At 64.0% G+C, this 23,980-nt stretch carries 25 protein-coding genes, 1 tRNA gene and 1 pseudogene; 18 read left to right on the top strand and 9 right to left on the bottom strand.

What is annotated here, in order from left to right:
• Positions 1 to 326: 326 nt before the first annotated feature.
• The 8 genes from IVA75_RS03405 (at position 327) to IVA75_RS03440 (ending at position 9,523) form a co-directional block, all read left to right on the top strand.
• Positions 327 to 1,484 (top strand): thiolase domain-containing protein, encoded by a 1,158-nt coding sequence (locus IVA75_RS03405; RefSeq protein WP_247286994.1) that lies wholly within the window; start codon positions 327 to 329, stop codon positions 1,482 to 1,484.
• Positions 1,484 to 1,873, top strand: coding sequence for an OB-fold domain-containing protein (locus IVA75_RS03410; RefSeq protein WP_007611535.1), 390 nt, complete (start codon positions 1,484 to 1,486; stop codon positions 1,871 to 1,873). The genes IVA75_RS03405 and IVA75_RS03410 overlap by 1 nt, the downstream gene beginning before the upstream one ends.
• Positions 1,874 to 2,022: 149 nt before the next feature.
• On the top strand, positions 2,023 to 2,883 hold the full coding sequence (locus IVA75_RS03415) for a MaoC family dehydratase (protein ID WP_247286993.1): 861 nt from the start codon (positions 2,023 to 2,025) through the stop codon (positions 2,881 to 2,883).
• A gap of 151 nt (positions 2,884 to 3,034) precedes the next feature.
• Entirely contained in the window at positions 3,035 to 3,913 is an 879-nt protein-coding gene (locus tag IVA75_RS03420; RefSeq protein ID WP_247286992.1) for an SDR family oxidoreductase, read from the top strand.
• 28 nt (positions 3,914 to 3,941) lie between these two features.
• Positions 3,942 to 4,895 (top strand): dihydrodipicolinate synthase family protein, encoded by a 954-nt coding sequence (locus tag IVA75_RS03425; protein ID WP_027567457.1) that lies wholly within the window; start codon positions 3,942 to 3,944, stop codon positions 4,893 to 4,895.
• Between the two features lie 4 nt (positions 4,896 to 4,899).
• Positions 4,900 to 5,715 carry an NUDIX hydrolase gene (locus tag IVA75_RS03430; RefSeq protein ID WP_247286991.1) on the top strand — a complete coding sequence of 272 codons (816 nt, stop codon included), beginning with the start codon at positions 4,900 to 4,902 and terminating at the stop codon, positions 5,713 to 5,715.
• Positions 5,716 to 5,795: 80 nt separating this feature from the next.
• Positions 5,796 to 6,710, top strand: coding sequence for a DMT family transporter (locus IVA75_RS03435; protein ID WP_247286990.1), 915 nt, complete (start codon positions 5,796 to 5,798; stop codon positions 6,708 to 6,710).
• Positions 6,711 to 6,835: 125 nt separating this feature from the next.
• Complete coding sequence (locus IVA75_RS03440; RefSeq protein ID WP_247286989.1) at positions 6,836 to 9,523, top strand: PAS domain S-box protein; 2,688 nt, start codon at positions 6,836 to 6,838, stop codon at positions 9,521 to 9,523.
• A gap of 101 nt (positions 9,524 to 9,624) precedes the next feature.
• On the opposite strand, the gene IVA75_RS03445 is transcribed toward IVA75_RS03440, so the two are convergent.
• Positions 9,625 to 9,975 carry a GrlR family regulatory protein gene (locus IVA75_RS03445; protein ID WP_007603093.1) on the bottom strand — a complete coding sequence of 117 codons (351 nt, stop codon included), beginning with the start codon at positions 9,973 to 9,975 and terminating at the stop codon, positions 9,625 to 9,627.
• A 257-nt stretch (positions 9,976 to 10,232) separates the two neighbouring features.
• On the opposite strand from IVA75_RS03445, the pseudogene IVA75_RS03450 reads away from it, so the two are divergent.
• A pseudogene (locus IVA75_RS03450) lies at positions 10,233 to 10,729 on the top strand (hypothetical protein).
• A gap of 51 nt (positions 10,730 to 10,780) precedes the next feature.
• On the opposite strand, the gene IVA75_RS03455 reads toward IVA75_RS03450, so the two are convergent.
• Positions 10,781 to 11,164 (bottom strand): VOC family protein, encoded by a 384-nt coding sequence (locus IVA75_RS03455; protein WP_018455287.1) that lies wholly within the window; start codon positions 11,162 to 11,164, stop codon positions 10,781 to 10,783.
• 179 nt (positions 11,165 to 11,343) lie between these two features.
• Here IVA75_RS03455 and IVA75_RS03460 point away from each other — a divergent pair, with 179 nt between their 5' ends.
• The 3 genes from IVA75_RS03460 (at position 11,344) to IVA75_RS03470 (ending at position 12,847) form a co-directional block, all read left to right on the top strand.
• Entirely contained in the window at positions 11,344 to 11,913 is a 570-nt protein-coding gene (locus IVA75_RS03460) for a hypothetical protein (protein ID WP_247287431.1), read from the top strand.
• 160 nt (positions 11,914 to 12,073) lie between these two features.
• Positions 12,074 to 12,619, top strand: coding sequence for a hypothetical protein (locus IVA75_RS03465; protein WP_247286988.1), 546 nt, complete (start codon positions 12,074 to 12,076; stop codon positions 12,617 to 12,619).
• 151 nt (positions 12,620 to 12,770) lie between these two features.
• Positions 12,771 to 12,847: transfer RNA gene (locus IVA75_RS03470), tRNA-Arg, on the top strand.
• A gap of 49 nt (positions 12,848 to 12,896) precedes the next feature.
• On the opposite strand, the gene IVA75_RS03475 is transcribed toward IVA75_RS03470, so the two are convergent.
• From IVA75_RS03475 to IVA75_RS03485, 3 genes are all read right to left on the bottom strand, one after another.
• A complete protein-coding gene (locus tag IVA75_RS03475) occupies positions 12,897 to 13,046 on the bottom strand; it encodes a hypothetical protein (RefSeq protein WP_247286987.1) in 150 nt (49 codons plus the stop codon).
• 160 nt (positions 13,047 to 13,206) lie between these two features.
• A complete protein-coding gene (locus IVA75_RS03480; protein WP_247286986.1) occupies positions 13,207 to 14,172 on the bottom strand; it encodes a helix-turn-helix domain-containing protein in 966 nt (321 codons plus the stop codon).
• A 437-nt stretch (positions 14,173 to 14,609) separates the two neighbouring features.
• The gene (locus tag IVA75_RS03485; RefSeq protein WP_247286985.1) at positions 14,610 to 14,882 is read right to left on the bottom strand and encodes a hypothetical protein; all 273 of its coding nucleotides are present in this window, start codon (positions 14,880 to 14,882) and stop codon (positions 14,610 to 14,612) included.
• 314 nt (positions 14,883 to 15,196) lie between these two features.
• Between IVA75_RS03485 and IVA75_RS03490 the strand changes: the two genes are divergently transcribed.
• Entirely contained in the window at positions 15,197 to 15,658 is a 462-nt protein-coding gene (locus IVA75_RS03490; protein ID WP_247286984.1) for a host attachment protein, read from the top strand.
• Positions 15,659 to 15,684: 26 nt separating this feature from the next.
• On the opposite strand, the gene IVA75_RS03495 is transcribed toward IVA75_RS03490, so the two are convergent.
• Positions 15,685 to 15,948 carry a hypothetical protein gene (locus tag IVA75_RS03495; protein ID WP_247286983.1) on the bottom strand — a complete coding sequence of 88 codons (264 nt, stop codon included), beginning with the start codon at positions 15,946 to 15,948 and terminating at the stop codon, positions 15,685 to 15,687.
• A 301-nt stretch (positions 15,949 to 16,249) separates the two neighbouring features.
• Between IVA75_RS03495 and IVA75_RS03500 the strand changes: the two genes are divergently transcribed.
• The 3 genes from IVA75_RS03500 to IVA75_RS03510 all read left to right on the top strand — a co-directional run bounded on the left by IVA75_RS03500 (position 16,250) and on the right by IVA75_RS03510 (position 18,511).
• Complete coding sequence (locus IVA75_RS03500) at positions 16,250 to 16,696, top strand: hypothetical protein (protein ID WP_007603109.1); 447 nt, start codon at positions 16,250 to 16,252, stop codon at positions 16,694 to 16,696.
• A 101-nt stretch (positions 16,697 to 16,797) separates the two neighbouring features.
• A complete protein-coding gene (locus tag IVA75_RS03505; RefSeq protein ID WP_247286982.1) occupies positions 16,798 to 17,670 on the top strand; it encodes a DMT family transporter in 873 nt (290 codons plus the stop codon).
• Between the two features lie 97 nt (positions 17,671 to 17,767).
• Entirely contained in the window at positions 17,768 to 18,511 is a 744-nt protein-coding gene (locus tag IVA75_RS03510; RefSeq protein ID WP_247286981.1) for a hypothetical protein, read from the top strand.
• Positions 18,512 to 18,567: 56 nt separating this feature from the next.
• Here the strand turns inward: IVA75_RS03510 and IVA75_RS03515 are convergent, their stop codons facing one another.
• A complete protein-coding gene (locus IVA75_RS03515; RefSeq protein ID WP_027567443.1) occupies positions 18,568 to 18,885 on the bottom strand; it encodes a hypothetical protein in 318 nt (105 codons plus the stop codon).
• A 66-nt stretch (positions 18,886 to 18,951) separates the two neighbouring features.
• The gene (locus IVA75_RS03520; RefSeq protein ID WP_247287430.1) at positions 18,952 to 20,355 is read right to left on the bottom strand and encodes a deoxyribodipyrimidine photo-lyase; all 1,404 of its coding nucleotides are present in this window, start codon (positions 20,353 to 20,355) and stop codon (positions 18,952 to 18,954) included.
• A gap of 193 nt (positions 20,356 to 20,548) precedes the next feature.
• On the opposite strand from IVA75_RS03520, the gene IVA75_RS03525 reads away from it, so the two are divergent.
• Positions 20,549 to 22,279 (top strand): Cache 3/Cache 2 fusion domain-containing protein, encoded by a 1,731-nt coding sequence (locus IVA75_RS03525; protein WP_247286980.1) that lies wholly within the window; start codon positions 20,549 to 20,551, stop codon positions 22,277 to 22,279.
• Between the two features lie 56 nt (positions 22,280 to 22,335).
• Here IVA75_RS03525 and IVA75_RS03530 read toward each other — a convergent pair whose 3' ends face one another.
• The gene (locus IVA75_RS03530; protein ID WP_007603114.1) at positions 22,336 to 22,995 is read right to left on the bottom strand and encodes a peroxiredoxin; all 660 of its coding nucleotides are present in this window, start codon (positions 22,993 to 22,995) and stop codon (positions 22,336 to 22,338) included.
• Positions 22,996 to 23,387: 392 nt separating this feature from the next.
• Here IVA75_RS03530 and IVA75_RS03535 point away from each other — a divergent pair, with 392 nt between their 5' ends.
• The gene (locus IVA75_RS03535) at positions 23,388 to 23,960 is read left to right on the top strand and encodes a hypothetical protein (RefSeq protein WP_247286979.1); all 573 of its coding nucleotides are present in this window, start codon (positions 23,388 to 23,390) and stop codon (positions 23,958 to 23,960) included.
• Positions 23,961 to 23,980: the final 20 nt, after the last annotated feature.

Below are 23,980 nucleotides of genomic sequence, written 5' to 3' on the forward strand. Positions count from 1 at the left end.
GTGCATGGGGTTGTTTTCGCAGAAAAGGGTGTTCCGATAAAACGAAACCGCTTGTGCCGTCGGGCAAAACACCTTTAGGGTTCTGCCCGTCGCCCCCATCATTGCGAGCGCAGCGAAGCAATCCAGAAATGCGTCCGCGGAGAGATTCCTGGATTGCTTCGCTGCGCTCGCAATGACGTTTCCGGAAGCAGAGGCGTTCCGACCGCACCTCGGCGATTTGCGCGAACCCGCTGCCCTCTCGCCCGGCGGAATATTTCCGCGCTTGCCAACAGGGCGGCAGCGGTTCAGAAAAAAACGGAAGCGAGAAACGCCAGCGGAGACCTTATTTGACCATCAAGGGCAAGGCCTACATTGCGGGGATCTACGAACACCCGACCCGGCACGCGCCGGACAAATCCACCGCGCAGCTCCATGCCGAGGTCGCCAAGGGCGCGATCGAGGATGCCGGGCTCAGCAAGGACGATGTCGACGGCTATTTCTGCGCGGGCGATGCCCCGGGCGGCGCCTGGCCGATGGTCGATTATCTCGGCCTCAACACCAAGAAACTCCGCCATGTCGATTCAACCGAGACCGGCGGCTGCTCCTACATCATCCATCTCGGCCATGCCGCTGAAGCCATCGCCGCGGGCAAGTGCTCGATCGCGCTGATCACGCTGGCCGGCAAGCCGCGCACCGGGGCGATGCCGCCGCGTGCGGCCGGCGCCGAGGCCGATTTCGAGACGGCTTACGGCGCGACCACGCACAATGCCTACGGCATGTGTGCCATGCGCCACATGCACGACTATGGCACCACCAGCGAGCAGCTCGCCTGGATCAAGGTCGCGGCCTCGCACCACGCGCAATACAATCCGCATGCGATGCTCAAGGATGTCGTCACCGTCGAGGACGTCCTGAACTCGCCGATGATCTCCGATCCCTTGCATCGCATGGATTGCTGCGTCGTCTCCGACGGTGGCGGCGCGCTGATCGTGACGACACCCGAGATCGCAAAAAGCCTGAAGAAGCCGCTGGTCAAGCTGATCGGCCACGGCGAGGCCATGAAAGGCCCGCGCGGCGGCAAGGATCTCGACCTCACATACTCCGCCGGCATCTGGTCCGGCCCGCGTGCGTTCGAGGAAGCCGGCATCACGCCGAAGGACATCAAATACGCCTCGATCTACGACAGCTTCACCATCACCGTCTTGATGCAGCTCGAAGACCTCGGCTTCTGCAAGAAAGGCGACGGCGGCAAGTTCGTCGCTGATGGCAATCTGATCTCGGGCGTCGGCAAGCTGCCGTTCAACACCGATGGCGGTGGCCTCTGCAGCAACCATCCCGTCAACCGCGGCGGCATGACCAAGATCCTCGAGGCCGTGCGGCAGCTGCGCGGCGAGGCGCATCCGAAGGTGCAGGTTAAGAATTGCGATCTCGCCATCGCCCACGGCACCGGCGGGCTTTTGGGTGTTCGCCACGCCGCCTCGACTGCGATTCTGGAGCGCGTGTGATGAGCGAAGCCAAGAAATATCCGGCCCCGGTGACCAACCCCGAGACAGCCGCGTTCTGGGACGCGGCCAAGCAGGGCAAGTTCATGATCAAGCGCTGCACCGCCTGCGGCGAAGCGCATTACTTCCCGCGCGCGATCTGCCCGTTCTGCTACTCCGACAAGACGGTGTGGGAGGAGTCTTCGGGCGAAGGCACGATCTACACTTACAGCTTGATGCGGAAGTCGCCGACCGGCCCTTACGCGATCGGCTACGTCACGCTGAAGGAGGGGCCGTCGCTCCAGACCAATTTCGTCGATTGCGATTTGACGACGTTGAAGATCGGCCAGAAGGTGAAGGTGGTGTTCAAGCCGACCGATGGCGCACCGCTGCCGTTCTTCACGCCGGCTTAGGGCGGTCCTTATCCTGAGGAGCTTGCGAAGCAAGCGTCTCGAAGGATGGCCACAATAAAGAAAGCGTTTCGGGCATCCTCATGGTTCGAGACGGCGCAAGAGCGCCTCCTCACCATGAGGATGAACACCACGGGGAGGAAACAACAAAAATGTCAGCCAGATACGACGAACTCAAAGGCCTCAAAAACCTCGGCCAGAAATATTCCTACACCGACCGCGAAGCGATGCTCTATGCCTACGGTATCGGCCTCGGCGCCGATCCGATGGACGAGAACGAGCTTGCCTTTGTCAACGAGGGCACGTTGACGCCGCGGCCGCTCAAGGTGGTGCCGACCTTCGCGTCCGTTGCGGCGTGGGGCGCGGGTCCGGGCGAGATGAATCTCAACCGCGTGATGGTGGTCGACGGCGAGCGCGACATCACCTTCCACCAGCTGCTGCCGGTCGCCGCGCACATCACCGCCGATTCCTCCGTCGTTGAAGTCTACGACAAGGGCAAGGACAAGGGCGTCGTCATCAGCCACCAGACCGTGCTCAAGAACGAGAAGGGCGAGAAGCTGGCAACTCTGGTCGCCTCACGCTTCGCCCGCGGCGACGGCGGCTTTGGCGGGCCGAACCTGACCCAGCCGGATCCGCACAAGATCCCGTCCCGCGCCCCCGACACGACCATCGACATCGTCACGCGCCCCGACCAGGCGCTGGTCTATCGCCTCTGCGGCGACCGCAACCCGCTGCACTCCGACCCTGAGTTCGCGAAGAAGGCCGGGTTTCCGCGTCCGATCCTGCACGGCATGTGCACCTACGGCATAACCTGCCGTGGCGTGCTGCAGACCTATGCCGACTACGACGCCTCCGCCTTCCGCCAGCACGTCGCGCGGTTCTCCTCGCCGGTCTATCCCGGCGAGACCGTGACCATGGACCTCTGGAAGGACGGCAGCGTGATCTCGTTCGAAGCCAAGGTGAAGTCGCGCGGCGTCACCGTGATCAAGAACGGCAAGACGGTGCTGGGGTGATGATGCCGCTCGACGCGCTCTGAGTTATCTCGTCATGCCCGGGCTTGCCCCGGGCATCCACGTTCTTCGTGCGGTTGGCGATCAAGTTCGTGGATGGCCGGGGCAAGCCCGGCCATGACGGAGCAAAAGAACAAAACAGGGAGACGCCACCATGGGACTACTCGATGGCAAGGTTGCGCTGATCACCGGCGCGGGCGGCGGGCTTGGTGAGGCCTACGCAAAGCTGTTCGCGCGGGAAGGGGCCTCCGTCGTCGTCAACGACCTCGGTGGCCCCCGCGACGGCTCCGGCGCCGACACATCGATGGCGCAGCTCGTGGTGGATGCGATCAAGGCCGAGGGCGGCAAGGCGGTCGCCAACGGCGCCGACATCTCCACCATGGAAGGCGGCCAGTCGGTGTTCGACGACGCCATCAAGCACTTCGGCCGCGCCGACATCCTCGTCAACAATGCCGGCATTCTGCGCGACCAGACCTTCGCCAAGGCTAGCGAGTCCGACTGGGACAAGGTCATCAAGGTGCATCTGAAGGGCACCTTTTGTTGCACCATGCCGGTGTTTCGCTGGATGCGGGAAAATGGCGGTGGCGTCATCGTCAACACCTCCTCGACCTCGGGCCTGATCGGCAACTTTGGCCAGAGCAATTACGGCGCGGCCAAGGGCGGCATCTGGGGCCTGTCCAACGTGCTGGCGATCGAGGGCCGCAAATACAACATCCGGATCTGGACGCTTGCGCCGGGCGCGCTGACCCGCATGACCGCAGACCTGCCCCGCTATAAGGAGAACCCCGGTGCGGCGCTGGGGCCGGACGGCATCGCGCCGGCCGTGCTATACATGGTCAGCGACTTGTCCGGCGGCCAGACCGGCAAGGTGCTGGGCGTGTCCGGGCCCCGCGGCGTGCGCGAAATGCGGATGATGGAAATGGACGGCTGGAAGCCGCCGCACATGGGCTGGAAGGCCCAGGACATCGCCGATCATGCCAAGGAGATCTTCTTCTCCGAAGAGCAGATCAAGATGGGGGCGCGGCGGTTTTAGCCATCGACAGAGAGAAACAAGGACAACGATGAAACTTACCGCCGACGCCAAGGGCACCTTCGCAATCGCGCCGACGCCGTTCCACGATGACGGCCGGATCGACGAGCGCTCGATCGACCGCCTGACCGATTTCTACGAGGAGGTCGGCTGCGACGGCGTCACGGTGCTGGGCATTCTTGGCGAGGCGCCGAAGCTCGATGCCGCCGAGGCCGAGCAGGTGGCGGTACGCTTCGTCAAGCGCGCCAAGACAATGCAGGTGATCGTCGGCGTCTCCGCGCCGGGCTTTGCCACCATGCGCTCGCTGGCGAAGGCATCCATGGAGGCAGGCGCGGCCGGTGTGATGATCGCACCGCCGCCGTCGTTGCGGACCGACGACCAGATCATCGGCTATTACAAGCAGGCGGCCGAGGCTATCGGCCCCGACGTGCCCTGGGTGCTCCAGGACTATCCGCTGACCTTGTCGGTGGTGTTCACTCCCGCCGTGATCCGCAAGATCGTCACCGACAATCCCAATTGCGTGATGCTCAAGCACGAGGACTGGCCGGGGCTGGAAAAGATCTCGACGCTGCGCAATTTCCAGAAGGACGGCTCGCTGCGGCCGCTGTCGATCCTCTGCGGCAATGGCGGACTCTTTCTGGACTTCGAGATGGAGCGCGGCGCCGACGGCGCCATGACCGGCTATGCCTTCCCCGAACTCCTGATCGACGTCGTGCGGCTTTCGAAGGAAGGCAAGCGCGACGCCGCCCATGATCTGTTCGACGCGCATCTGCCGCTGATCCGCTACGAGCAGCAGCCCGGCGCTGGCCTTGCCGTGCGCAAATACGTGCTGCAGAAGCGCGGCATCATCGCCTCCAGCGCCCAGCGTAAGCCCGGCGCCACCATCACCCCGACGGCGAAGGCAGAGGTCGATTACCTGCTGTCGCGCGTCGCCCGCGTCGACAAGCGCGCCAATCTCGGCCCGCAATCCAGCGCGGCAGGTTAGTCGAATGGCCGAGGCATCAGCATCGCGCCCTGCGTCGACCATCCTTCTGCTGCGCGACCGCACGAAGGTCGACGGCAAAAGCCGCGATGAAATTGAAGTCTTCATGATGGTCCGCCATCATCAGATCGAGTTCAATTCGGGCGCGCTGGTGTTTCCCGGCGGCAGCGTCGATGCCGGCGATCAGGAGATCGTCAAGCGCTCCGACCTGTATTCGGGCGGCGAGGGCTTGAGCGAAGCGGACCGCGGTTTTCGGATCGCCGCGATCCGCGAGACCTTTGAGGAAAGCGGCATCCTGCTGGCGCGGTCGAAAGGATCGGGCACGCCGGTCGATGCCAGGCGCGCCGGCGAGATCGCCGATGCGCATCGCGTCGCGCTCAACGAGCACAAGGTCAGCTTCCTGAGCATTCTGGCCGACAACGGCCTCCAGCTCGCGCTCGATACGCTGGTGCCTTACGCGCACTGGATCACGCCCGAGGGGATGCCAAAACGTTTCGACACCTGGTTCTTCCTTGCGGCAGCACCTCCCGACCAACTCGGCGCACATGACGGACGGGAGTCCACCGACTCGATCTGGGTCTCGCCGCGCGAGGCGGTGGAGGGCGGCAAGAGCGGCCGCTTCAAGCTGCCGTTCCCGACCACGCGCAATCTGATCCGGCTCGCCAAGCAGGGCAGCGTCAGCGCCGCGCTCGAGCACGCCCGCGGCATGTCTGTCGTCACGGTGATGCCTGTCATGACCAAGACCGAAACCGGCCGTCAGCTCCGCATTCCCCGCGAGGCCGGCTATGACGGCGAGGTGTTCGAGGTCGGGGCGCTCGGCTAGGATACTTCGACACACAACGAAGTATCCGCGAGGGCAGACGCGCTACGTTCCGTTCCTGACAACAGGACGAGGCGCGCGACATGGACAACCGGCAGGACAACAACATTGTCGTCGAGCTGGCGCTGCTGCTCGCGCTCGCGACGCTCTGGGGCGGCTCCTACACCTTCATCAAGCTCGGCGTCGCCACCATTCCGCCGATCACGCTGATCGCAGCGCGCACCACGATTGCGGGCCTGCTGCTGCTCGCGATCATGTGGGCGCGGGGCATCAGGATGCCGAATGATGCCGCGACCTGGCGACGCTTCGCCTTCCAGGCCGTGCTCAACAGCGTGATCCCCTGGACATTGATCGCCTGGGGCGAGCGCCACGTCGATGCCGCGCTTGCGACCATCCTCAACTCGGCCGGCCCGATCTTCACCTTCCTGCTCACGGCGGTCGTGACGCGTCACGAAGCGACGACACCGCGAAAGCTGGTCGGCGTGGTTGCCGGCATGGCCGGCATCCTGCTGATCGTCGGCGTCGATGCCTTCCATAATGTCGGAAGCGGCCTTATCGCGGAGGCCGCTATCGTTGCCGCCACCATCTGCTACGCCTGCGCCGCGATCTTCGGTCGCGGCTTCAAGGGCCTCGATCCCATGGCGCCCGCGGCCGGCTCGTTGCTGGCGGGGGCGGCGGCGCTGATCCCGGCCTCGCTCATCGTCGAGCAGCCCTGGACGCTGTCGCCCTCGCTGAGTTCCGTGCTGGCGCTGCTCGCGCTGGCGACCTTCTCGACGGCCGCGGCCTTCGTGATCTATTTCCGCCTGATCCAGACCCTAGGCTCGGTCGGCACCACCGCGCAGGCCTATCTCCGCGTGCCGATCGGGGTTGCCATCAGCGTCGCCCTCCTCGGCGAGAGCCTGAGCCGGACCGCCTGGATCGGCCTTGCCTGCGTCGTCCTCGGCGTCGCCGCCATGACTATCCCGGCCAGGCGGCCGGCCGGCATCAAAACGTCATAAAGCCGGGGCGGAGGGGGTCCGGCACGGCTGCAATATTAAGGATATTCGGTGGCCAGACGCATGTTCCCCCGGGACCGCAATACGTCGTATATTGGAGCTCCAATAGCCGGGTCCTCACATCACCAATGTCCGCCGAATTGACGCCGACCCCTGAGAAAAAGCGAACATTCTCGCTCTCCATCGGCCAGCTCACCTTCGGCAGCTTCCTTCTGGTGCTGGCGGTGATCATCGTCACCTCGACCGCGAGCGTGATCGCGATCCGGCATATCGACACGACTTTTGCCGAGCTGCAGCGGCTCCAGAGCGTCGGCGACCTCGCCGAGGACATCGACCGCCGCATGAACGAGCTGCGACTCGCCGCGCGCGACTTCGTCACCGATCCCGGCGCCGGCATCCAGTTCAAGCAGGTGGGCGAGGCGGCCTCGACGCTCAGCGACATCCTGAAGAAGACCCGCATCGAGCTCGTGCCCGAGCAGCAGGACATGATCGACGGGGTCAGCGAGAGGCTTGCGACCTATCGCAGCGGGCTGGAGCGGATTTCGACCTTGATCGACCGCCGCGCCCAGCTGCTCGCCGGCCTGCCGCCGCTCCGCGACCAGTTCGACGCGGCTGTCTCCGGCACCGGGGACCGAGAGCTGGCGTCCCGCCTGTCGGAAGCGCAGAGTCGGATCGCGCTCGGTTTGCTTGCGCGCAACCCGTCTGCGGCCGAGCAGGCGGCGCAGAGCATGCGGGCGATGGGAGTCGCTGATCCCAAGCTCAGATCGGCCGTCAACGACTACGCCGAGGCGATCATCGCCGTCGCTGTCCGTGAACGGCAGATCGCCGACATCGATCGCGAGGTGCTGGGAACCGAGGGCCGGCTGATCGGCCGCGTCACCGAATTGCTGCGCGAGGTCAGCGCCCGGCGCGGTCACGTGCTGTCGCGCGACTTCGCCCGCACGCTGACGGAGGCGCGCTGGCAGAGCATCGTGCTCGGTACCATCGGCGTGCTGATCGGCATTCTCGCGGCCGGCTTCGTGGTGCGGCGGACAGTCCGTCCGCTCGCCCAGATCGCGCGGTCGATCCGCGCGCTCGCAGCCGGCGAGAAGAACACCTCGATCCCGTCCGCGGACCTCGACAACGAGATCGGCGATATCGCACGCGCGGCCGAAGTGTTCCGCCGCGCGCTGGAGGAGGCGGACACGGCGCGCGAGGCGGCGGTGCGCGCACTGACCGAGCAGCGCCTCGCCGAAGAGAGCTACCGGAAACTGTTCGAGGGTTCGGTCGATGGCATCTATGTCACGACGCCTGCCGGCGACCTCCTCAACGCCAATCCGGCGTTGGCGCGGATGATGGGTTATGACAGTCCGCAGCAGCTGATCGACAGCATTAACGACATCGCCCACACCATCTATCTCAATCCCGAGGCGCGCGTCGAATATCAGCGGCTGATGGCCCGCGACGGCATGGTGCGCGAGTTCGAATACCAGGTGCGCCAGCGCGGCGGCGACATCCTGTGGCTGTCCGACAGTGCCACCGGCGTCCGCGACGAGGCGGGCAATATCGTTCGCTACGAGGGCACGCTGCGCGACATCACCGACCAGAAGCGCGCGGAAGACGCCATCGCCGAAGGACGGCGCCTGCTCCAGCAGGTCATCGACACCGTGCCCGCGGTCATCAACGTCAAGGACCGCGACCTGCGCTACGTGCTGATGAACCGTTACATGGCCGGCATCTTCGGAATCGAGCCGGGCGATGCGCTCGGCCGCACCACGGCCGACCTGATGTCGCGCTACGGCGCGGCCAAGTCCGACGAGAGCGACAAGCGCGTGCTGACGCTGCGAAAAGGTCTCGGCTTCTACGAAGAGGAGTACATTGATTCGTCCGGCCACATGCGGCAATGGCTCGTCAACAAGCTGCCGCTGCTCGATGCCGAAGGCGAGATCGAGCGGATCGTGACCGTGGCGCTCGACATCGGCGAGCGCAAGCGCGGCGAGCAGGAGATGCGGAAAGCCAAGGAATCCGCCGAGACCGCGCTGCGCAATCTGCGCGAGACCCAGGCCTCGCTGATCGAGGCGGAGAAGCTGGCGGCGCTCGGACGCCTCGTCGCCGGCGTCGCGCACGAAGTCAACAATCCCGTCGGCATCAGCCTCACGGTCGCCTCCGCGCTGGAGCGCAAGACCGCGATGTTCACCGCCGAGGTCGAGCGCGGCGAGCTGCGCCGCTCTGCGCTAAACGACTTTCTCCACACCAGCCGCGATGCGTCCTCGCAGCTCGTCTCCAATCTCAATCGCGCCGCCGAGCTGATCCAGTCGTTCAAGCAGGTCGCCGCCGACCGCAACTATTCGGACCAGCGCAGCTTCGATCTCGGTGACCTCACCGAGCAGGTGGTGATGAGTCTGCGGCCGGGCCTTCGCAAGCACAATCTGACGCTCAATGTCGAGTGCCAGCCCGATCTGACCATGAACAGCTATCCCGGACCGTACGGCCAGGTGCTGACCAATCTGTTTCTCAACGCGGTGGCGCACGCCTTCCCGGACGGCCGGCCGGGGACCATCGACATCCAGGTGCGCGAGTCCGGCAAGGACAATGTCGAGATCATCTTCTCCGACAATGGCTGCGGCATGTCGCTCGATGTCCGCCGCCGTGCCTTCGATCCGTTCTTCACGACGCGGCGCGACCAGGGCGGCACCGGTCTCGGGCTGCACATCGTCTACAGCATCGTCACGAACAGGCTCGGCGGACGGCTCGATCTGGATTCCGAACCGGGCAACGGCACACGTATCCAGATCATCCTGCCGCGCGTGGCGCCGCTCGAGCAGGCCGCGGAATAGCTCACGCGTTTTCGAGCGAAGTGGATGCCGGCTTCGCGTGAAGAAAACGCGTCGAAACAACAATTGAGAGCTTCAGTTCTGATTCAATCAGAACCGAAGCTCTAGTCGGCCTCTGCAAGCTTGTGCAACGTCGCGCCGAAAATCTGGCTGGCCTTTCCGACCAACGCGGTGCCCGTCATGTCCCCGCGCGTCTCCGTGAACGTGCCGCTGACGCCGATGCCAACCGCGGCAGGTCCGCCGAACAGCGGATTGTCGTCACCCCGCGGCGAGGTGTGACGCTGGACCAGCACCTCACCCTTGAAGGTGTTGTCCTTCACCGTGTAGCTGCCGGTGTAATAGAGGTAGGCATCGCCGCCAAGAATCTTGCCGTCGCGAAACAGAATCACGCCGCTGCCCTTGCCGACCCGACCATCGAGCAGGTTCACGTGAATCGAATAGAGGCCGTTCTTCATAACGTCCCAAGGCCGGCCGCCATCGCCCAATGGCGTAACCGGTAGTGCATTTATGCCAAAGGGCATGCAGCCACGCAACGCGGCAGTTTGGCTGCCGACCTTGCGAGCTTGCCCGTGAGCCGTAATTGTCCCGGCTTGTCTATGACACTGCCATGACGGTCTGATCATGAAGCGAGGCCAGTCGTTGCGAATCAAGTTGGCCCGCGAAATGCATAACCATTGTTGCACTGGCCGCGGGGTGCTGGAGCAAGACAAACGTGAGCAACTGGATCGATTCCGGCGGCGAGAAGCCGCGTCTGTACGGTGTGCGTCCGACGATTTGCGAAACACGACAACGGCGGATCGGCGGCGCGGCACGCTGGCGAACCGTGGCGAGCCTAGCATGCGTCCTGGCCCTGATCGCACTCGCGGCCCCCTTCGGGCACGCGCGCGACCGCGGCCAGTTCGTCAACACCAATGCCGAATTGAAGGCCTGGTTCGACGGACTGCGAAGCGGCAAGGGGCCTTGTTGCTCCGATGCCGACGGCTCGGCGCTCTCGGACACCGACTGGGACAGCAAGGACGGGCACTATCGGGTCCGCGTCCCGCGTTATGGCTACGTGATCGACGGCCGACCGCAGGAGCTCGTCTGGGTCGAGGTGCCCGAGGAGGCCGTGATCTCGGAGCGAACCGGGTGGGGCGCACCATGGTCTGGCCGATCTACGGCTACATGGGCGTCGCCGTTCGCTGCTTCATGCCCGGCAGCATGACTTGAGGCACGCCGGGCGGCAACGTCGCCCGGTGAGCCGATGCGGCGCGCGCCGTGTCAGGTATATTTCTTGTCGCGCTCGAGCAGCTCGATGGAGATGCCTTCGGGGCCGCGGATGAAGCAGATGCGCACGCCGGGGCGGATCGTGGTCGGTTCGCGCGTGAAAGTGACGCCCTTGGCCTTGAGCTCGGCGGCGACGGCGTCGATGTCCTTCACCGTGAGACCGAAATGGTCGAGGCCTTGATGCGGGTGCGGCGGCGGCGGGTTGACCGCATTGTCGCCCTCGAGCGGCGCAATGAAGATCCTTGCGCCGCCGAGATTCACGTCGATCCGTCCGGGCGCTTGCACGATCTCGCCACCGAGGATGTCCCGCAGCCAGGCCGCCGTGGCCTCCGGATCGGGGCTGCGCAGATGGACGTGATCCCAAGTGACGACTGGCATTTCGTGTTCTCCCGACGGATATTGATGTTGCAGCGCATGTTAGCGGCCTCGGCCCGTGACCGCCACCGCTCTTGCCGACTCGGCAGCTGCGCGGGAACCTTAGTTCGCCTTCCCGATTAAGGTAAGCAGTGGCCGAATCCGTTGTCGAACGTGCTTCCGCCGCGATCGGTGAGGCGACCATGAACGCTGGGTTAGACCGCATCGGGTTGGGGCGTTTCGCCGGGACCGGCGAACGACTGGCGCGGGCGGTGACGATCGCGAGCGTTTCATTTGGGCGAGGCTTGCTGTGGCTGTTGGCGGCAATCATCGTCGGTTGCGGCATCTGGATGCTGCTCCCCCTCTCCAGAGGCAACAGTGCAGAGCCGGTGACGTCTGAGATGGCAGCGGTCGCGACGGAGCCTTCGGGCGATGCGGCCACCGCGTCGCCGCCTTCCGAAGCTCCGATTCCGACAATGGCAGAACTCGGCCGGATCAGGATTTCATCTCAGACCTGGCGCCGCGGTGGCCTTGGCTCGAAGGCGCTGGTGACGCTCACGCTGCGCAACGACAACGACTATGCCGTAAAGGATGTCGAGATCGTCTGCGCTTTTGCGCGGCGCGATGGCAGTCATCTCACCGACCGCACCCGCGTTCTGGCGGATCCGGTCAGCATGAAGGGCCGCAAGACTTTTGCGCGCATTCCTGTCGGCTTCGTCAACGTGAATGCCGATCAGGCGAAGTGTTCGCTTGTGGCAGCACGCCGGACATAAGGCCGGCAGTGCCGGGTAGCGGAAAAGTTACTGTCCCGGGGGCTTGGCCGAAAAACTTGGCGTCGCCATTTGAACCGAACGGCTGGGCCAGGAACCAATTAAATGATCGCCTGTTAAGGCGGAGAGCCCACGCGGGGATGCGGCGGGCGGAGCGCGGCCAATGCCCATCTTTCGGTATTTCTTCTTTGTCGGTGGAGCCTTGCTCGCACTGCTGTTCGCGGCGAACTACGTTCTGCCGACTTCGCCTGTGACGCAGGCTATCGCAACTGCAAGCAACGAACAGCCGTTGATTCGGATCCGGTCCGATCGCCACCTGCCAGAGCGTGTCGTACTCGACACCAGTCAGCCGACGCTTGCCGCCCCTGCGGTGAAGATCGCCGCCGTCGCGGCTCCCCAGCCGCCCGTGGAGAGCATGTCACCCGCTTTGGCAGAGATATCAGCCAAGGCGCGGGTCCGCGAGACGTTCGCCCAATTCACGCCGGCCGCGAAGGCCGATACCGCTGCGGCCAAGAAGACCGAAGCCAGGACGCAAATTCAGCCGCAAGTTCAGGCGCAGGCCCAGCCCCCTCAGACCCAATCCTCTCAGCTCTCGGCGCAGCAGCCCAAGCGCAAGGTCGCCAGAACGCATCCGGTGCCGCAGCAAGGGCGGCCGATGATGGTGATGGCGCAGCAGCCGCATTTCGGCTTCTTCAACAGCACCTGGTAAGGGCGGGTCTGACCCGTCTCGAATCGGGCGGGAAGGGCTTTTTATTGGCCGGCCTCTCTGCTAATTCGAACCCATCCGAACGTCGTCCGACCTGCTGGCCCGCCAGCAGCGATCTGGGGCGTCTCGGTTGCGGCCCATTGCCTGGGCCAAGGCGCTCGTAGCTCAGCTGGATAGAGCATCGGATTTCGATTCCGAGGGTCGGGAGTTCGAATCTCTCCGAGCGCGCCAATTGTCAGGCCACAGTATTCGGATAGGGGCGCAAGGCCGTGAGCCGCCTCTATTTGCCTTGGATCTTCAGCCCGTTGGGACCGACATTGATTTGCAGGCCATCGGGCTGCTTCGTCTGGTAGAGATTGTAGCCGAGCACGGCCGCCGTGACGACCAGAGCACCGATGATCAGAAACAATACGTTGCGGCTAATAGACATTTTCTTCCTGAACCACTTGGTTGACGGCGAGAAAAACCCCGCACGTAGGGCGCGCGGGGTGCTTCAGTGCGCTGCCGGCGCACCGCTCGGATAATGCAGTTCGAGGGAACTGGTTCCCTTTAGGCGCGCGCCGCACTGGAAAGACTGGAGCCGGGTCTGGTCAACCAGCCGTCGGACCGGCTTGCCGGCCCCGGGCCAGCGTGTCGGACGGCGCTTCATGGAAGGTCGCACGGTAAGCTGCGGCAAACTCCCCCAAATGGTGAAAGCCTTGGGCGCGCGCGCATGTGGCGACGGTGGCGCCGCTGCCCTTGAGAAGGCGAGACCGCGTCGCCCACAATTTTTTCAGGCGAATGTATTGATGCAGGCTCATGCCACGCACCTTGCTGACGGCGCCGCCGAGCGTCCGGATCGAGACGCCAAACTCGCCGGCGAGATCGGCGGTATAGATCGGAGCAGTTGGATGTGCTGCGACGTAATCGTCGATCCGTTGCACAAGTTTGATCGATCGCTCGCCCTGGACGGACGCACTCCGGTCCGAGAGCGGATCGATGCGAAACAGATCGTCGAGTGCGAGCAGCAGGCCTTCCTGGAGATGGGCGGCGACCTCGGTCGTTTCGAACAGGGCCGGCTGCACCGACGCGGTTCGCAGAATGTCGAGCAGGAGCTGCCGTATGTGGAGCAAAGCGGGGCGGTTCGCGCCATAGGCCCGCAAATCGTGCGCCTGATCGAACCAGCCCCGGTCGCTCATGCCGGGTGAGAAGATGATCATCGCATGATGATTGGTCCGGCGCTCGACGAAATGGCATTCATCGCTGCCGCGGAGCGCGATGAAGAAACGCGCGTCCAGATCCATGCCCTTGGAATTGACCTGAAGGTCGTCCGTCATGGGCAGGATCACCATCCCCCCGGGCATCCGATAGGCGGCGTCGAGGATGCGCGCGAACGAGCGCATCATGACGATGCGGCAGCCGGGCAGGGAGACGACAGCGCGAGCCGCCGCGAAATTCCGGACGTCGAGCGGAATGCTTCTCGCATCCTCCATCGACTCGATCGGCCGAAACGCATCGACGTCGGCAAAGCCGATCAATTGAAGCGCCGAGGATGGGGCGAGGGCGTCGAACAACATGCGTGCGGCCGGCTGCTGCAATATGACAATCAAATGAACGTCGGAACATCGCCATCAATGGCGAAACATCGCGCTTCAGTAAACCGGATTCCGGGCCGTAGTATTGCGGACATCATGGCATGAAGCCGGCGGATCGATGTCGTCGTCAGCGGTCTCGAGTCATCGGCTGGCCGGAGGCGAGGTCGATGAAATGCAGCCGCGTGCAGGCGGGACAGGCGAAGGAGGCAAAGCTCTGCGCCTCCTGTCTCTGTTGCTTCTCAAGATGTGTCTGCACGTTCATGCCCGTCTGGGGACATCGAAAAACGATCAAATCGACCATCGTCGGAGAATGACGGCGTAGCGGATTTCGTCTTTGATCTAGATCAGTTTTGGAATGACTCCAGACCAACATCCTTGATCTCGCAAAAGCGAAGGGGCCCCGGAGGGCCCCTTTAGAATTACCAGCGGCGATAGCGTGGTCCGTAATAGCGAGGCCCACCGTAAAGGCGCGGTGCATATCGGGGACCGTAGTAGGGCCGCGGCGCGTAGTATCCATAGTAGTTCGGGCGCCAGAAACAGCGTCCCCAGGCGTCACAGACCATGCGGACCTGCTCGACGTCGGAAACCTGCGGCGTCGCAGGAGCAGGCGCGATGGGCATGGCGGACGCCGCCGATGATGCGACCAACGCACCCAGCAGGGTCGCGGCGACGAGGCCAATTCTAAGCTTCATGATGTCTTTCTCCGCTTACGCAATACAGGGATATCGAAGTTTGTTCTGATCAAATTGTGGCGGGGGCGAAATGTAATGCTGATGAACAGGTCTTCTCAGCCAGCCCGCCGCAGGCCTGACCTTTAGCTCCGCCAGACTATCCCAGGTTCGCGCTCTTGACCAATGCTGCGCTTGCGTTTGCGCTCCGCAGGACATCGCCACCATCCTTGATCCCGCGCAATTCACTGGTGCGGCTTCGTCCGTAAGCTGGCCTCGTGGCCAACCTTTCGAGCAATTCGAAGAGCAGGCTCGCGAGGTCGCTTTGGAGCTGTGCAATGGACAAAATGAGAATCGACAAGGGTGACTGGCTGGTCGTGTGCGACGGGCGCAAGGCGCTCATTCTGGAAAACCTCGGCGACGAGATGTTTCCGAACCTCCACACCAGGGAGGTGCACGAGCAGCCCAATTCCTCGACCAGCGCGCAAGGGACCGACGCGCCGGGCAGGCTCCATGGCGCGGCCGGCACCGCGCGCAGCTCGGTGGAGCAGACTGATTGGCACGACGAGGCCGAGCGCGCCTTCCTGCGCAGCCTGGCCGGACGGCTCGATGCCGCCGTCAGCTCAGGCGAGACCTCGGCCTTGACCATGGTGGCCTCGCCGCGCGCGCTTGGGATGATCCGCGCCGACTATTCGGATGTGGTGCGCAAGGCACTCCAGGGCGAGGTCGGCAAGGACCTCGTCAAACTGCCGGTCTACGAAATCGAGAAGCAATTGCTGCTGTCGGGCGCCGCCAAATAGCGGCCCCCGCGGCGCGCCTGCGCCCCTCAGTAGCAGGGGTGCCGGCGGCGGTCCTGGCCGACATAGGCGGCTGCGCTCTGGTAGCAATGGTTGGTCGACGGGCCGTCGTAAAAGGCGAACGTCCCGGGCGTGATGCCGGGCCCGTAATTGTGGAGATAGCTGATCGGGTAGGGCAGCGGGTTCGTGGTATAGCGGTGGTACCGGTGATGTCCCCGTGCCTCTGCGAGGCCAGGGGCAAGAATCGCGGCCGACAGGGCAGCAATCGCGGCTACAAGCTTCAACTTGCTCATCTCGAATCTCCGGAACCCGCACGAATAGGTCAGCCGTTTATAGCCAGTTCGGGCGGCCGGAACACCCGTCTGCAGCCCGGAAATCGGGGCCAATCCCGCAGATTCCCGGGTGGGTGTGACAGAATTGCCGGTTCTGTGGTCCGGACTTGCCCATTTTTGGCCTTTTCGAGATGCTTAACGAATTCCCCACACAAGTATGACCAAAGAGAATTCGGTTAAATATCCTGTTGCCGGCCCGGGGATCATCTTGAGGGTCCTTCGAGGCCGGTCCATTCCTGAAGGCTTTCGCCGTCACCTCGCCATGCGCATCACGCTTCTGAGCCTGCTGTTGCTCTCGGTCGTCGCCGCCACGCCGGCGCGGGCCGAGCTGCACATTACCCGCGACCACGGCGGCTATGTCGAGGAGTACAAGGCCAAGTACAAACGCGTCCGCGAAAAGGGCGAGCGCGTCATTATCGACGGCATCTGCAATTCGGCCTGCACCTTGGTGCTCGGCATCGTGCCGATGAACAAGATCTGCGTGACGCCGCGCGCCAGCCTCGGCTTCCACCAAGCCTACTACGACAAGGCCTTCACGTTCGGCATCAAGGTCACCAGCGCGGAGGGGACGTCCGACCTGATGGCCTATTACCCCGACACGGTGAAGGACTGGATCCGCCGCAATGGCGGGCTCACCACCGACATGAAAAAGATCAAGAACGGCGTCGAGCTCTGGAAGATCATCGATCCCTGTCCGGACGAATGGTGAGCGGCTGAGCCGTCTGGTCCGTCGCAGCGCAGCATCGTCCGGACGAAATTGGCCGAAATTCGCATTGCCGCATTGGCCCCGGGTGGGGCAATGAGGCGGCAATGAATCATAATCAAGAAGCCCTGACCGCCCGCGCCGCGCCGATCCTGTTCGTCCTGCTCTGGAGCACGGGCTTCATCGGCACCAAATACGTCGTCAACAATGCCGATCCCCTGACCTATCTCGCCATCCGCATGGCGTTCGTGGTCGGTCTGATGGGAATCATCGTCGCGATTGCGCGGCCGAAATGGCCGGACCGTATCGGTATCGCGCACAGCGCCGTCGCGGGCATTCTCGTCCATGGCTTCTATCTCGGCGGCACCGCAATCGCGATCGCGCATTCGATTCCGGCAGGGCTCTCCGCGCTCATTCCGGGCCTTCAGCCGATCCTGACCTCGACCATCGCCAACCGCTGGCTCGGGGAGAAGGTGACGCCGGTGCAATGGGCGGGGCTCGTCCTTGGCCTCGGCGGCGTCGTGCTGATCCTGCACGGCCGTCCCATGACCGGCGAAGCCGGGCTCGGCTGGCTTGCCTCCGTCGTCTCGCTGATCAGCATCACGCTCGGCACGCTCTATCAGCGCCGCTATTGCAACCACATCGACTGGCGCGCCGGCAATCTCGTGCAGTACGTCTCCGTCACGATCTTCTTCGCGATCGGCGCCTTCCTGTTCGAGGACCGCGTGGTGCACTGGACGCGCGAGTTCATGCTGGCGCTGGCCTGGCTCGCCGTGGCCCTCTCGATCGGGTCGATCGGGCTGCTGTACTGGCTGATCCGCCATGCCGCCGCCACTTCTGTTGCAAGCCTGTTCTATCTGGTGCCCGCCGTGACGGCGCTGATGGCTTATCTGCTGTTTGGAGAAAAGCTCGATGCGCTGGCGATCGCCGGCATGGTGATGTGCGCGGCTGCGGTGTTTGTGGTCAACCGACGCTTCTAGGACCGGCGGGCCGGGCCGCCGGAATACATCCCTGACGTGCGCGGCAAGATCGTGCTAGGGTCGGCGCATTTCAGTGGCCCTTTTACAGGTGATTTCCATGAAGAAGGCGAGACGCGCGTTGCTTGGCAGGTCCCTGAAGCCGGTCCGGATTGCCTGCATCAACTACGCGGAGCCGACGATCAGCGGCCGCAAGATGGCCAGGCTCACAGCGGCGCTCCAGAAATGCTACGACAAGCACTTCCTGCCGGTGTGGGGCTATCCGGTCGACCTCTATGTCAGCGAAAAGCCGAAGCCGGGCGAGTGGCAGCTGGTCTATTTTGACGAGGCCTCCCACAAGAACATGCTCGGCCGCCATGAGCTGACGCATCGCCGCCAGCCGATCTCAAAGATCTTCGTCAGGGCGCTGGGCGATGAGCCGGTCAGCGTGGCGGCCTCGCACGAGCTGTTCGAGATGGTGCTCGATCCCATGGCCAATCTCTGGGCCGACAAAAACCCGAACACCCAATATGCCTATGAGGTCTGTGACGCCGTGGAAGAGGACACCTTCTTCGTCGCCGGCTTCGAGATGTCGAACTTCGTCCATCCGTCCTGGTTCGAACCGTTCAAGCATCCCCGGGGCACCAAGTTCGACCACAAGGGAACGCTGAAAGAGCCGTTCTCGATGACCGAGGGTGGCTACGTCATCAAGAAGGTCAACGGCAGGAAGGTGATCAAGGCGTTCGGCTCGCCCGAGAAGCGTCGGCGCTTCAACGCCGAGGACCGGCGCGGTCATCGCAGCGAATTCCGCGATCCGCAGGGCGAGCATCACCCGGGCCGGCGTGCAGCCAAGCGGCGAGGGTAGGGCATCGCTGGAGCCGTCTCCGGGCGCGTCCGCCCCCGGAGACCTCGGCGGTGAGATCAGCGCTTGGCCTTCTTGGCCTTCTTTTTCGACTTGGTCGCCTTCTTGGCAGTCTTCTTTGCCGTTTTCTTGGCGGCCTTCTTCGACGACTTCTTTGCAGCTTTCTTCGAAGCCTTCTTGGTGGCCTTCTTCGAAGTTTTCTTCGCAGCCTTCTTGGCTTTCTTCTTGGAAGCCTTCTTCGGCGCTACTTTCTTCGCAGCCTTCTTGGCGGCCTTCCTGACCTTCTTCACCGCAGTGACAGCTGCGTCCTTGGTCGCTTCCACGGCGGCGGTGATCGTGTCCATCGCCTGTTCGGTGATCGGCTTGTCGTCGTCCATAGTGTCCCCCACGGTTTGCATGGAGCGATGACGATAGCGCGTTTCATAATTGTGTCAAAGCAACGCTCAACCTTTGCGGATCTTGGCGTAGGCGGCGAGCGCGCGCTCTCGTCCCTTGGCATGATCGACGATCGGCTGCGGATAGGTCTTGCCGAGCGTGACGCCGGCGCTCGCAAGCTCGATCGGCGTGGCCTCCCAGGGCTTGTGGATCAACTTGGCCGGCACGTCCTTTAGCTCGGGCACCCAGCGCCGGACATAGGCTCCATCCGGGTCGAATTTCTCGCCCTGGAGCACCGGATTGAACACGCGGAAATAGGGCGCCGCGTCGGCGCCGCAGCCGGCGACCCACTGCCAGTTGGCGGGATTACTGCCGGCATCCGCATCGACCAGCGTGTCCCAGAACCAGCTTTCGCCGTCGCGCCAGTCGATCAGGAGGTGCTTGACCAGAAATGAGGCGACCACCATTCGCACCCGGTTGTGCATCACGCCCGTGTGCCAGAGCTCGCGGAGGCCGGCGTCAACGATGGGATAGCCGGTGCGTCCGCGCTGCCAGGCGGCGAGCGCCTTGGCGTCGGGCTTCCATGGGAAGCCGTCGAAATTCGCTTGCAGGTTTTTGGTGGCAAGGTTGGGGTGGTCGTGGAGCAGGTGCCGGCAGAACTCACGCCAGCCAAGCTCGCTCAGGAACTTGTCGACACCGGGTCCGATCGCAGGGTTCTCCGCCGCGGCGAACCGCGCGGCGTGCCAGACCTGGCGCGGGCTGAGCTCGCCGAACCTCAAATGCGGTGACAGATGTGAGGTGCCCTCGCGGTCCGGGCGGTCGCGATCGCCGACATAGCCTTGTGCAGTGTGCTTGAGGAAATTGCGCAGGCGGGCGCGGGCGGAGGCTTCGCCGGGGGTCCATGTCTCGTGCAGGCCGCCGGCCCAATCGGGCTTGCGCGGCTCGAGCTTCCAGGTCTCCAGCGCCTCGCTGGCGACTGTAGGCGCAGGACGCAGCTCCTTCGGTGCCGGCAATGGCTTCGGCGGATCGCCGAGCGCCAGCACGCGCCGCCAGAATGGCGTGAACACGCGCAGGCCGCGGCCTTCCTTGTTGCGGATCGCCGCGGGCGGAACGAGCAAGTCGCCCGGGAAACTTTGCGAGTCCACGCCGATCTTTGCCAGCGCTGCTTCGAGCTGCCGCTCGATCGCCTGATGCGACGCCTGTGCGATCTCATTCCAGTAGACAGTGCGGGCTCCGCTCTCGCGGACCACCTCCGCGATCACCCTGGCCGCCGGCCCCTTGCGCAGGATCAGCGATCCGCCGCGCGTGGCAATGTCGGCGCCGAGCGCCCTCAGCGACTGCGCCAGCCACCAGCGCGCCGCGGCGCCCGGCGCTCGCCCGGCCGCGTCGTCCAGCACATAGAGGCAGATCACCGGCGCCCTGGTCGTCGCAGCGGCCTTGGCGGCAGCGTGGAGGGCCGGGTGGTCGGACAGGCGGAGGTCGTCGCGAAACCAGACGATGATGGGCGGAGCACTTGGCGTGGTCCTTGGCGTAGTTCTGGGCGTGGTCAGGGTGGCCTCGTTAACGATTTGGAAAGCATGTCGCGCGGCGGCGATTGGAACCGCCGTTAATGTGACCGTAAGCCGATTGCACGAATATGCAGGAATTACGGAGGTAATTTCATTCATGTACGGACGAGCAACGGCGAAGTTTCTGCCGCAATTCAAGCTTGGCACCAAGGCGCTGCTGTGCGCCGTGCTGCTGATCGCTATGAATACGGCGCTCGTGGTCGGCGCCGGCTATTGGTCGCTCAGCTCCGCTTTCAACGATCGCGCGCTCCGCGACATCGAGGTGAGTTTGCGCACGCTGGCGCTGGCCTTTGCCGAAATCGTTCCCGATGCGAAGATCACGATGCGGGATGGCGCGGTCGCGCGCGCCGAGATTCCCAAGATGCCGGACTTCAAGGATCACGCCATCGTCGATCGCGCGGTGTCCTATGTCGGCGGCAACGCGACCCTGTTCGTGTTCGACGATGCGAGCGGGCAGTTCGTGCGGCGCTCGACCAACGTGAAGAAGGAAAATGGCGACCGTGCCGTCGGGACCCAGCTTGCCGCCGATCACCCGGCGCAGGCGCTGCTGCGTCGTGGCGAGGCCTACAAGGGCCCGGCCACCCTGTTCGGCAAGTCCTTTATGACCGCCTATTTCCCGGTCGCCGACGCCAGCGGCAAGGTCGCCGGCATCCTCTATGTCGGCATCCCGATGGCCCAGTTCGAGAGCATGCTGGCCCAGACGATCGAGAGCATGGCGGCTGCCGCCGGCCTCGCCGCGTTGCTGGTGCTGGTCCTGACCTTGCTGGTCGTCCGCCGTGTCACCAAGCCGCTCACCTCGGTCACGCGCTCGCTGACCGCGCTCGCCGAAGGCCAGAGCGACGTCGAGATCGATTGCGAAAATCGCGCCGACGAGATCGGCGAAATCGCCCGCACGGTCGCGGTGTTCAGGAGCAATTCGCAGGAGCGGGCGCGGATGCGCAGCGAGCAGGCGGCGGCTTCGGCCGCAGCCGCCGAGCAGCGCAAATCCGAGCTGCGCAATTTCGTCGAGGAGTTCCGTGGCGGTGTCGGCGGCATTCTCGACAAGGTGCTGACATCGTCAGGGGAATTCGAGCGGACGGCGCGGCAGCTTACCGACACCGCGCGCTCCACCGCCGATCTGTCGGCGCGCTCGGCCGGAGCTTCCGAAAATGCCTCCGAGCACGTGCGTTCGGCGGCGTCGGCCTCGGACGAGCTGTCTCAATCGATCTCCGAAATCACCCGGCGGGTGCAGGAATCGAACGTCATTTCCGCCGAGGCCGTGCGGCAGGCCGAGGCGACCGATCAGCGCATCGCGCAGCTCTCCGAGGCAGGCGCGCGCATCGGCGATGTCGTCAAACTGATCACCTCGATCGCCGAGCAGACCAATCTGCTGGCGCTGAACGCGACCATCGAGGCCGCGCGCGCGGGCGATGCCGGCCGCGGTTTTGCGGTGGTAGCCCAGGAGGTCAAGACGCTCGCCGGCCAGACCGCGAAGGCGACCGACGAGATCTCGAACCAGATCGCCAGCATGCAGCTTGCGACCGAGGAATCGGTTGTCGCCATTAAGGCGATCAGCCAGACCATCGAGCGTATCAGCGGCATCGCGGGCTCGATCTCGGCGGCGGTCGAGCAGCAGAAGAGCGCGACCCAGAACATCGTCGCCAGCGTTCGCGCGGCGGTATCGGGCACGGCCGATGTCGCCGTCAACGTCCGTCAGGCCGCCCAGGGTGCGAACGAGACGGGTGAGACGTCCAGCCGGATGTTTGCCTCCGCGCAGGCGTTGTCGGGCGAGAGCCTGCATCTGAAAGCTGAGGTCGAGGGCTTCCTCGAACGCGTGCGCGCGGCGTAAGAGCTAACATCGTCATCCCGGGCGATGCTGACGCATCGCCCGGAATGACAGTTGGGTTATTTCGGCTGCGGCACGATCCGGATGTAGGGCTTCGGCTCCTTCCAGCCCTGCGGGTAGATCGTCTTGGCCTCGTCATTGGAGACCGAGCCCGCGATGATGACGTCGTCGCCCTGCGACCAGTCGGCCGGGGTCGCGACGCGGTGCTTGGCGGTGAGCTGGAGCGAGTCGATGACGCGGAGGATCTCCTGGAAGTTCCGGCCCGTCGTCATCGGATAGACCAGCACCAGCTTGATCTTCTTGTCCGGCCCGATGATGAAGACGTTGCGGACGGTCTGGTTGTCAGCGGCGGTGCGGGTGAGGGGATCGCCCGAGATCGCGGCCGGCAGCATGCCGTACAGCTTGGAGACGTTGTAATCGGTGTCGCCGATCATCGGATAGTTCGGGGCCGCGCCTTGCGTCTCCTTGATGTCCTCCGACCATTTGGCGTGGCGATCGACCGGATCGACCGAGAGGCCCATCAGCTTGACGCCGCGCTTGTCGAATTCCGGCTTGAGCTTGGCGAGCGCGCCGAGCTCGGTCGTGCAAACCGGCGTGAAGTCCTTCGGGTGCGAGAACAGCAGCGCCCAGCTATTGCCGATCCAGTCGTGGAACTTGATCTTCCCTTCGGTGGTCTCGGCTTCGAAATCGGGGGCGGTGGCGCCGATCGGAAGTGTCATGGTTCTACCTCATGCTATTGAATTTACTTGAGAATTCATCTTTGACCGTCATGACCATTATAAGGTCTTCGCGATCCCAAGTGAACGCTAACTGAACCGCTTCAAGTAAAATGTGAATTCCTTCTTTGAAGGCCTGATTTCCTAGCACCTTTTTGTTACAGCGGCGCCTGCGGCGAAACATCTCCACCGGGGCTATACGGGCGTAATTGCCCCGAGAAAGCCTTTTATGACTTCCATCACGCTCGCCCCGTCGCTTCCAGAACCAAAATGGTCCTGACAGCGACCAATTGGCAACTATCTCGAAAAGTCGCGATCCCCGTACCGAATCATTAACCACCCCTTTACGCCGGCATGAAAATGCTGGCCGATCAGAAGAAATCTGGAAGTGAACTATGTCTGCCGCTGCGCATAAGTCTGTTGAGTCGCCGTCCCTCGAACCGTCCTGCCGCGATACCTCGGCCCATGCACTGACCATCGTGCGCGACGGCGTGATCACGGGCGAAGGCCCGACCACCAAGGGAAGGGTGCACTTCTCCCGCTCGCTCGATGCCGATGACACCGCCTGGTGCGTCCGCATTCTCACCGCCTCGGCCGTCAACGACCAGCCGGTCAGCCGTGCTGAAGCCGAAGCGCTGTTCGAGATCAACGAAGCCGCAACCGAGCGCACCGATGGTGGCCGGTTCGACGATTTGCTGGCCAAGGCGGTCGCCCATTATGCGGCGAGCGCCTCGGGCTTGAACGTGCCGCCGCGCAGCGTCGCGCTGTCGGCCGAGTCCGATATCGAGGGGTGGGCGCCGTCCTATGCCTCCAAGGTCAACAGCGAAATGCTGGAGTGGATCGCCGGCCAGATGCGCGGCAAGCGCCAGAACAACCGTCGCCTGATGGCGATGGTGGCGACCTTCCTGGGCGCCACCGCGCTGCCTCTGGCGGGCCAATTGCCGAACGTGTTCGACATCGGCATGTGAAATTCCGTGCCTCTCACGAG

The organism is Bradyrhizobium sp. 134, assembly GCF_023074155.1.
Taxonomy (GTDB): domain Bacteria; phylum Pseudomonadota; class Alphaproteobacteria; order Rhizobiales; family Xanthobacteraceae; genus Bradyrhizobium.

Bases quoted from the DNA above. Each gene is read 5' to 3' on its own strand.
- IVA75_RS03410 (WP_007611535.1), top strand. From the start codon at position 1,484: ATGAGCGAAGCCAAGAAATATCCGGCCCCGGTGACCAACCCCGAGACA.
- IVA75_RS03415 (WP_247286993.1), top strand. From the start codon at position 2,023: ATGTCAGCCAGATACGACGAACTCAAAGGCCTCAAAAACCTCGGCCAG.
- IVA75_RS03420 (WP_247286992.1), top strand. From the start codon at position 3,035: ATGGGACTACTCGATGGCAAGGTTGCGCTGATCACCGGCGCGGGCGGC.
- IVA75_RS03425 (WP_027567457.1), top strand. From the start codon at position 3,942: ATGAAACTTACCGCCGACGCCAAGGGCACCTTCGCAATCGCGCCGACG.
- IVA75_RS03430 (WP_247286991.1), top strand. From the start codon at position 4,900: ATGGCCGAGGCATCAGCATCGCGCCCTGCGTCGACCATCCTTCTGCTG.
- IVA75_RS03435 (WP_247286990.1), top strand. From the start codon at position 5,796: ATGGACAACCGGCAGGACAACAACATTGTCGTCGAGCTGGCGCTGCTG.
- IVA75_RS03440 (WP_247286989.1), top strand. From the start codon at position 6,836: ATGTCCGCCGAATTGACGCCGACCCCTGAGAAAAAGCGAACATTCTCG.
- IVA75_RS03445 (WP_007603093.1), bottom strand. From the start codon at position 9,975: ATGAAGAACGGCCTCTATTCGATTCACGTGAACCTGCTCGATGGTCGG.
- IVA75_RS03455 (WP_018455287.1), bottom strand. From the start codon at position 11,164: ATGCCAGTCGTCACTTGGGATCACGTCCATCTGCGCAGCCCCGATCCG.
- IVA75_RS03460 (WP_247287431.1), top strand. From the start codon at position 11,344: ATGAACGCTGGGTTAGACCGCATCGGGTTGGGGCGTTTCGCCGGGACC.
- IVA75_RS03465 (WP_247286988.1), top strand. From the start codon at position 12,074: ATGCCCATCTTTCGGTATTTCTTCTTTGTCGGTGGAGCCTTGCTCGCA.
- IVA75_RS03475 (WP_247286987.1), bottom strand. From the start codon at position 13,046: ATGTCTATTAGCCGCAACGTATTGTTTCTGATCATCGGTGCTCTGGTC.
- IVA75_RS03480 (WP_247286986.1), bottom strand. From the start codon at position 14,172: ATGTTGTTCGACGCCCTCGCCCCATCCTCGGCGCTTCAATTGATCGGC.
- IVA75_RS03485 (WP_247286985.1), bottom strand. From the start codon at position 14,882: ATGAAGCTTAGAATTGGCCTCGTCGCCGCGACCCTGCTGGGTGCGTTG.
- IVA75_RS03490 (WP_247286984.1), top strand. From the start codon at position 15,197: ATGGACAAAATGAGAATCGACAAGGGTGACTGGCTGGTCGTGTGCGAC.
- IVA75_RS03495 (WP_247286983.1), bottom strand. From the start codon at position 15,948: ATGAGCAAGTTGAAGCTTGTAGCCGCGATTGCTGCCCTGTCGGCCGCG.
- IVA75_RS03500 (WP_007603109.1), top strand. From the start codon at position 16,250: ATGCGCATCACGCTTCTGAGCCTGCTGTTGCTCTCGGTCGTCGCCGCC.
- IVA75_RS03505 (WP_247286982.1), top strand. From the start codon at position 16,798: ATGAATCATAATCAAGAAGCCCTGACCGCCCGCGCCGCGCCGATCCTG.
- IVA75_RS03510 (WP_247286981.1), top strand. From the start codon at position 17,768: ATGAAGAAGGCGAGACGCGCGTTGCTTGGCAGGTCCCTGAAGCCGGTC.
- IVA75_RS03515 (WP_027567443.1), bottom strand. From the start codon at position 18,885: ATGGACGACGACAAGCCGATCACCGAACAGGCGATGGACACGATCACC.
- IVA75_RS03525 (WP_247286980.1), top strand. From the start codon at position 20,549: ATGTACGGACGAGCAACGGCGAAGTTTCTGCCGCAATTCAAGCTTGGC.
- IVA75_RS03530 (WP_007603114.1), bottom strand. From the start codon at position 22,995: ATGACACTTCCGATCGGCGCCACCGCCCCCGATTTCGAAGCCGAGACC.
- IVA75_RS03535 (WP_247286979.1), top strand. From the start codon at position 23,388: ATGTCTGCCGCTGCGCATAAGTCTGTTGAGTCGCCGTCCCTCGAACCG.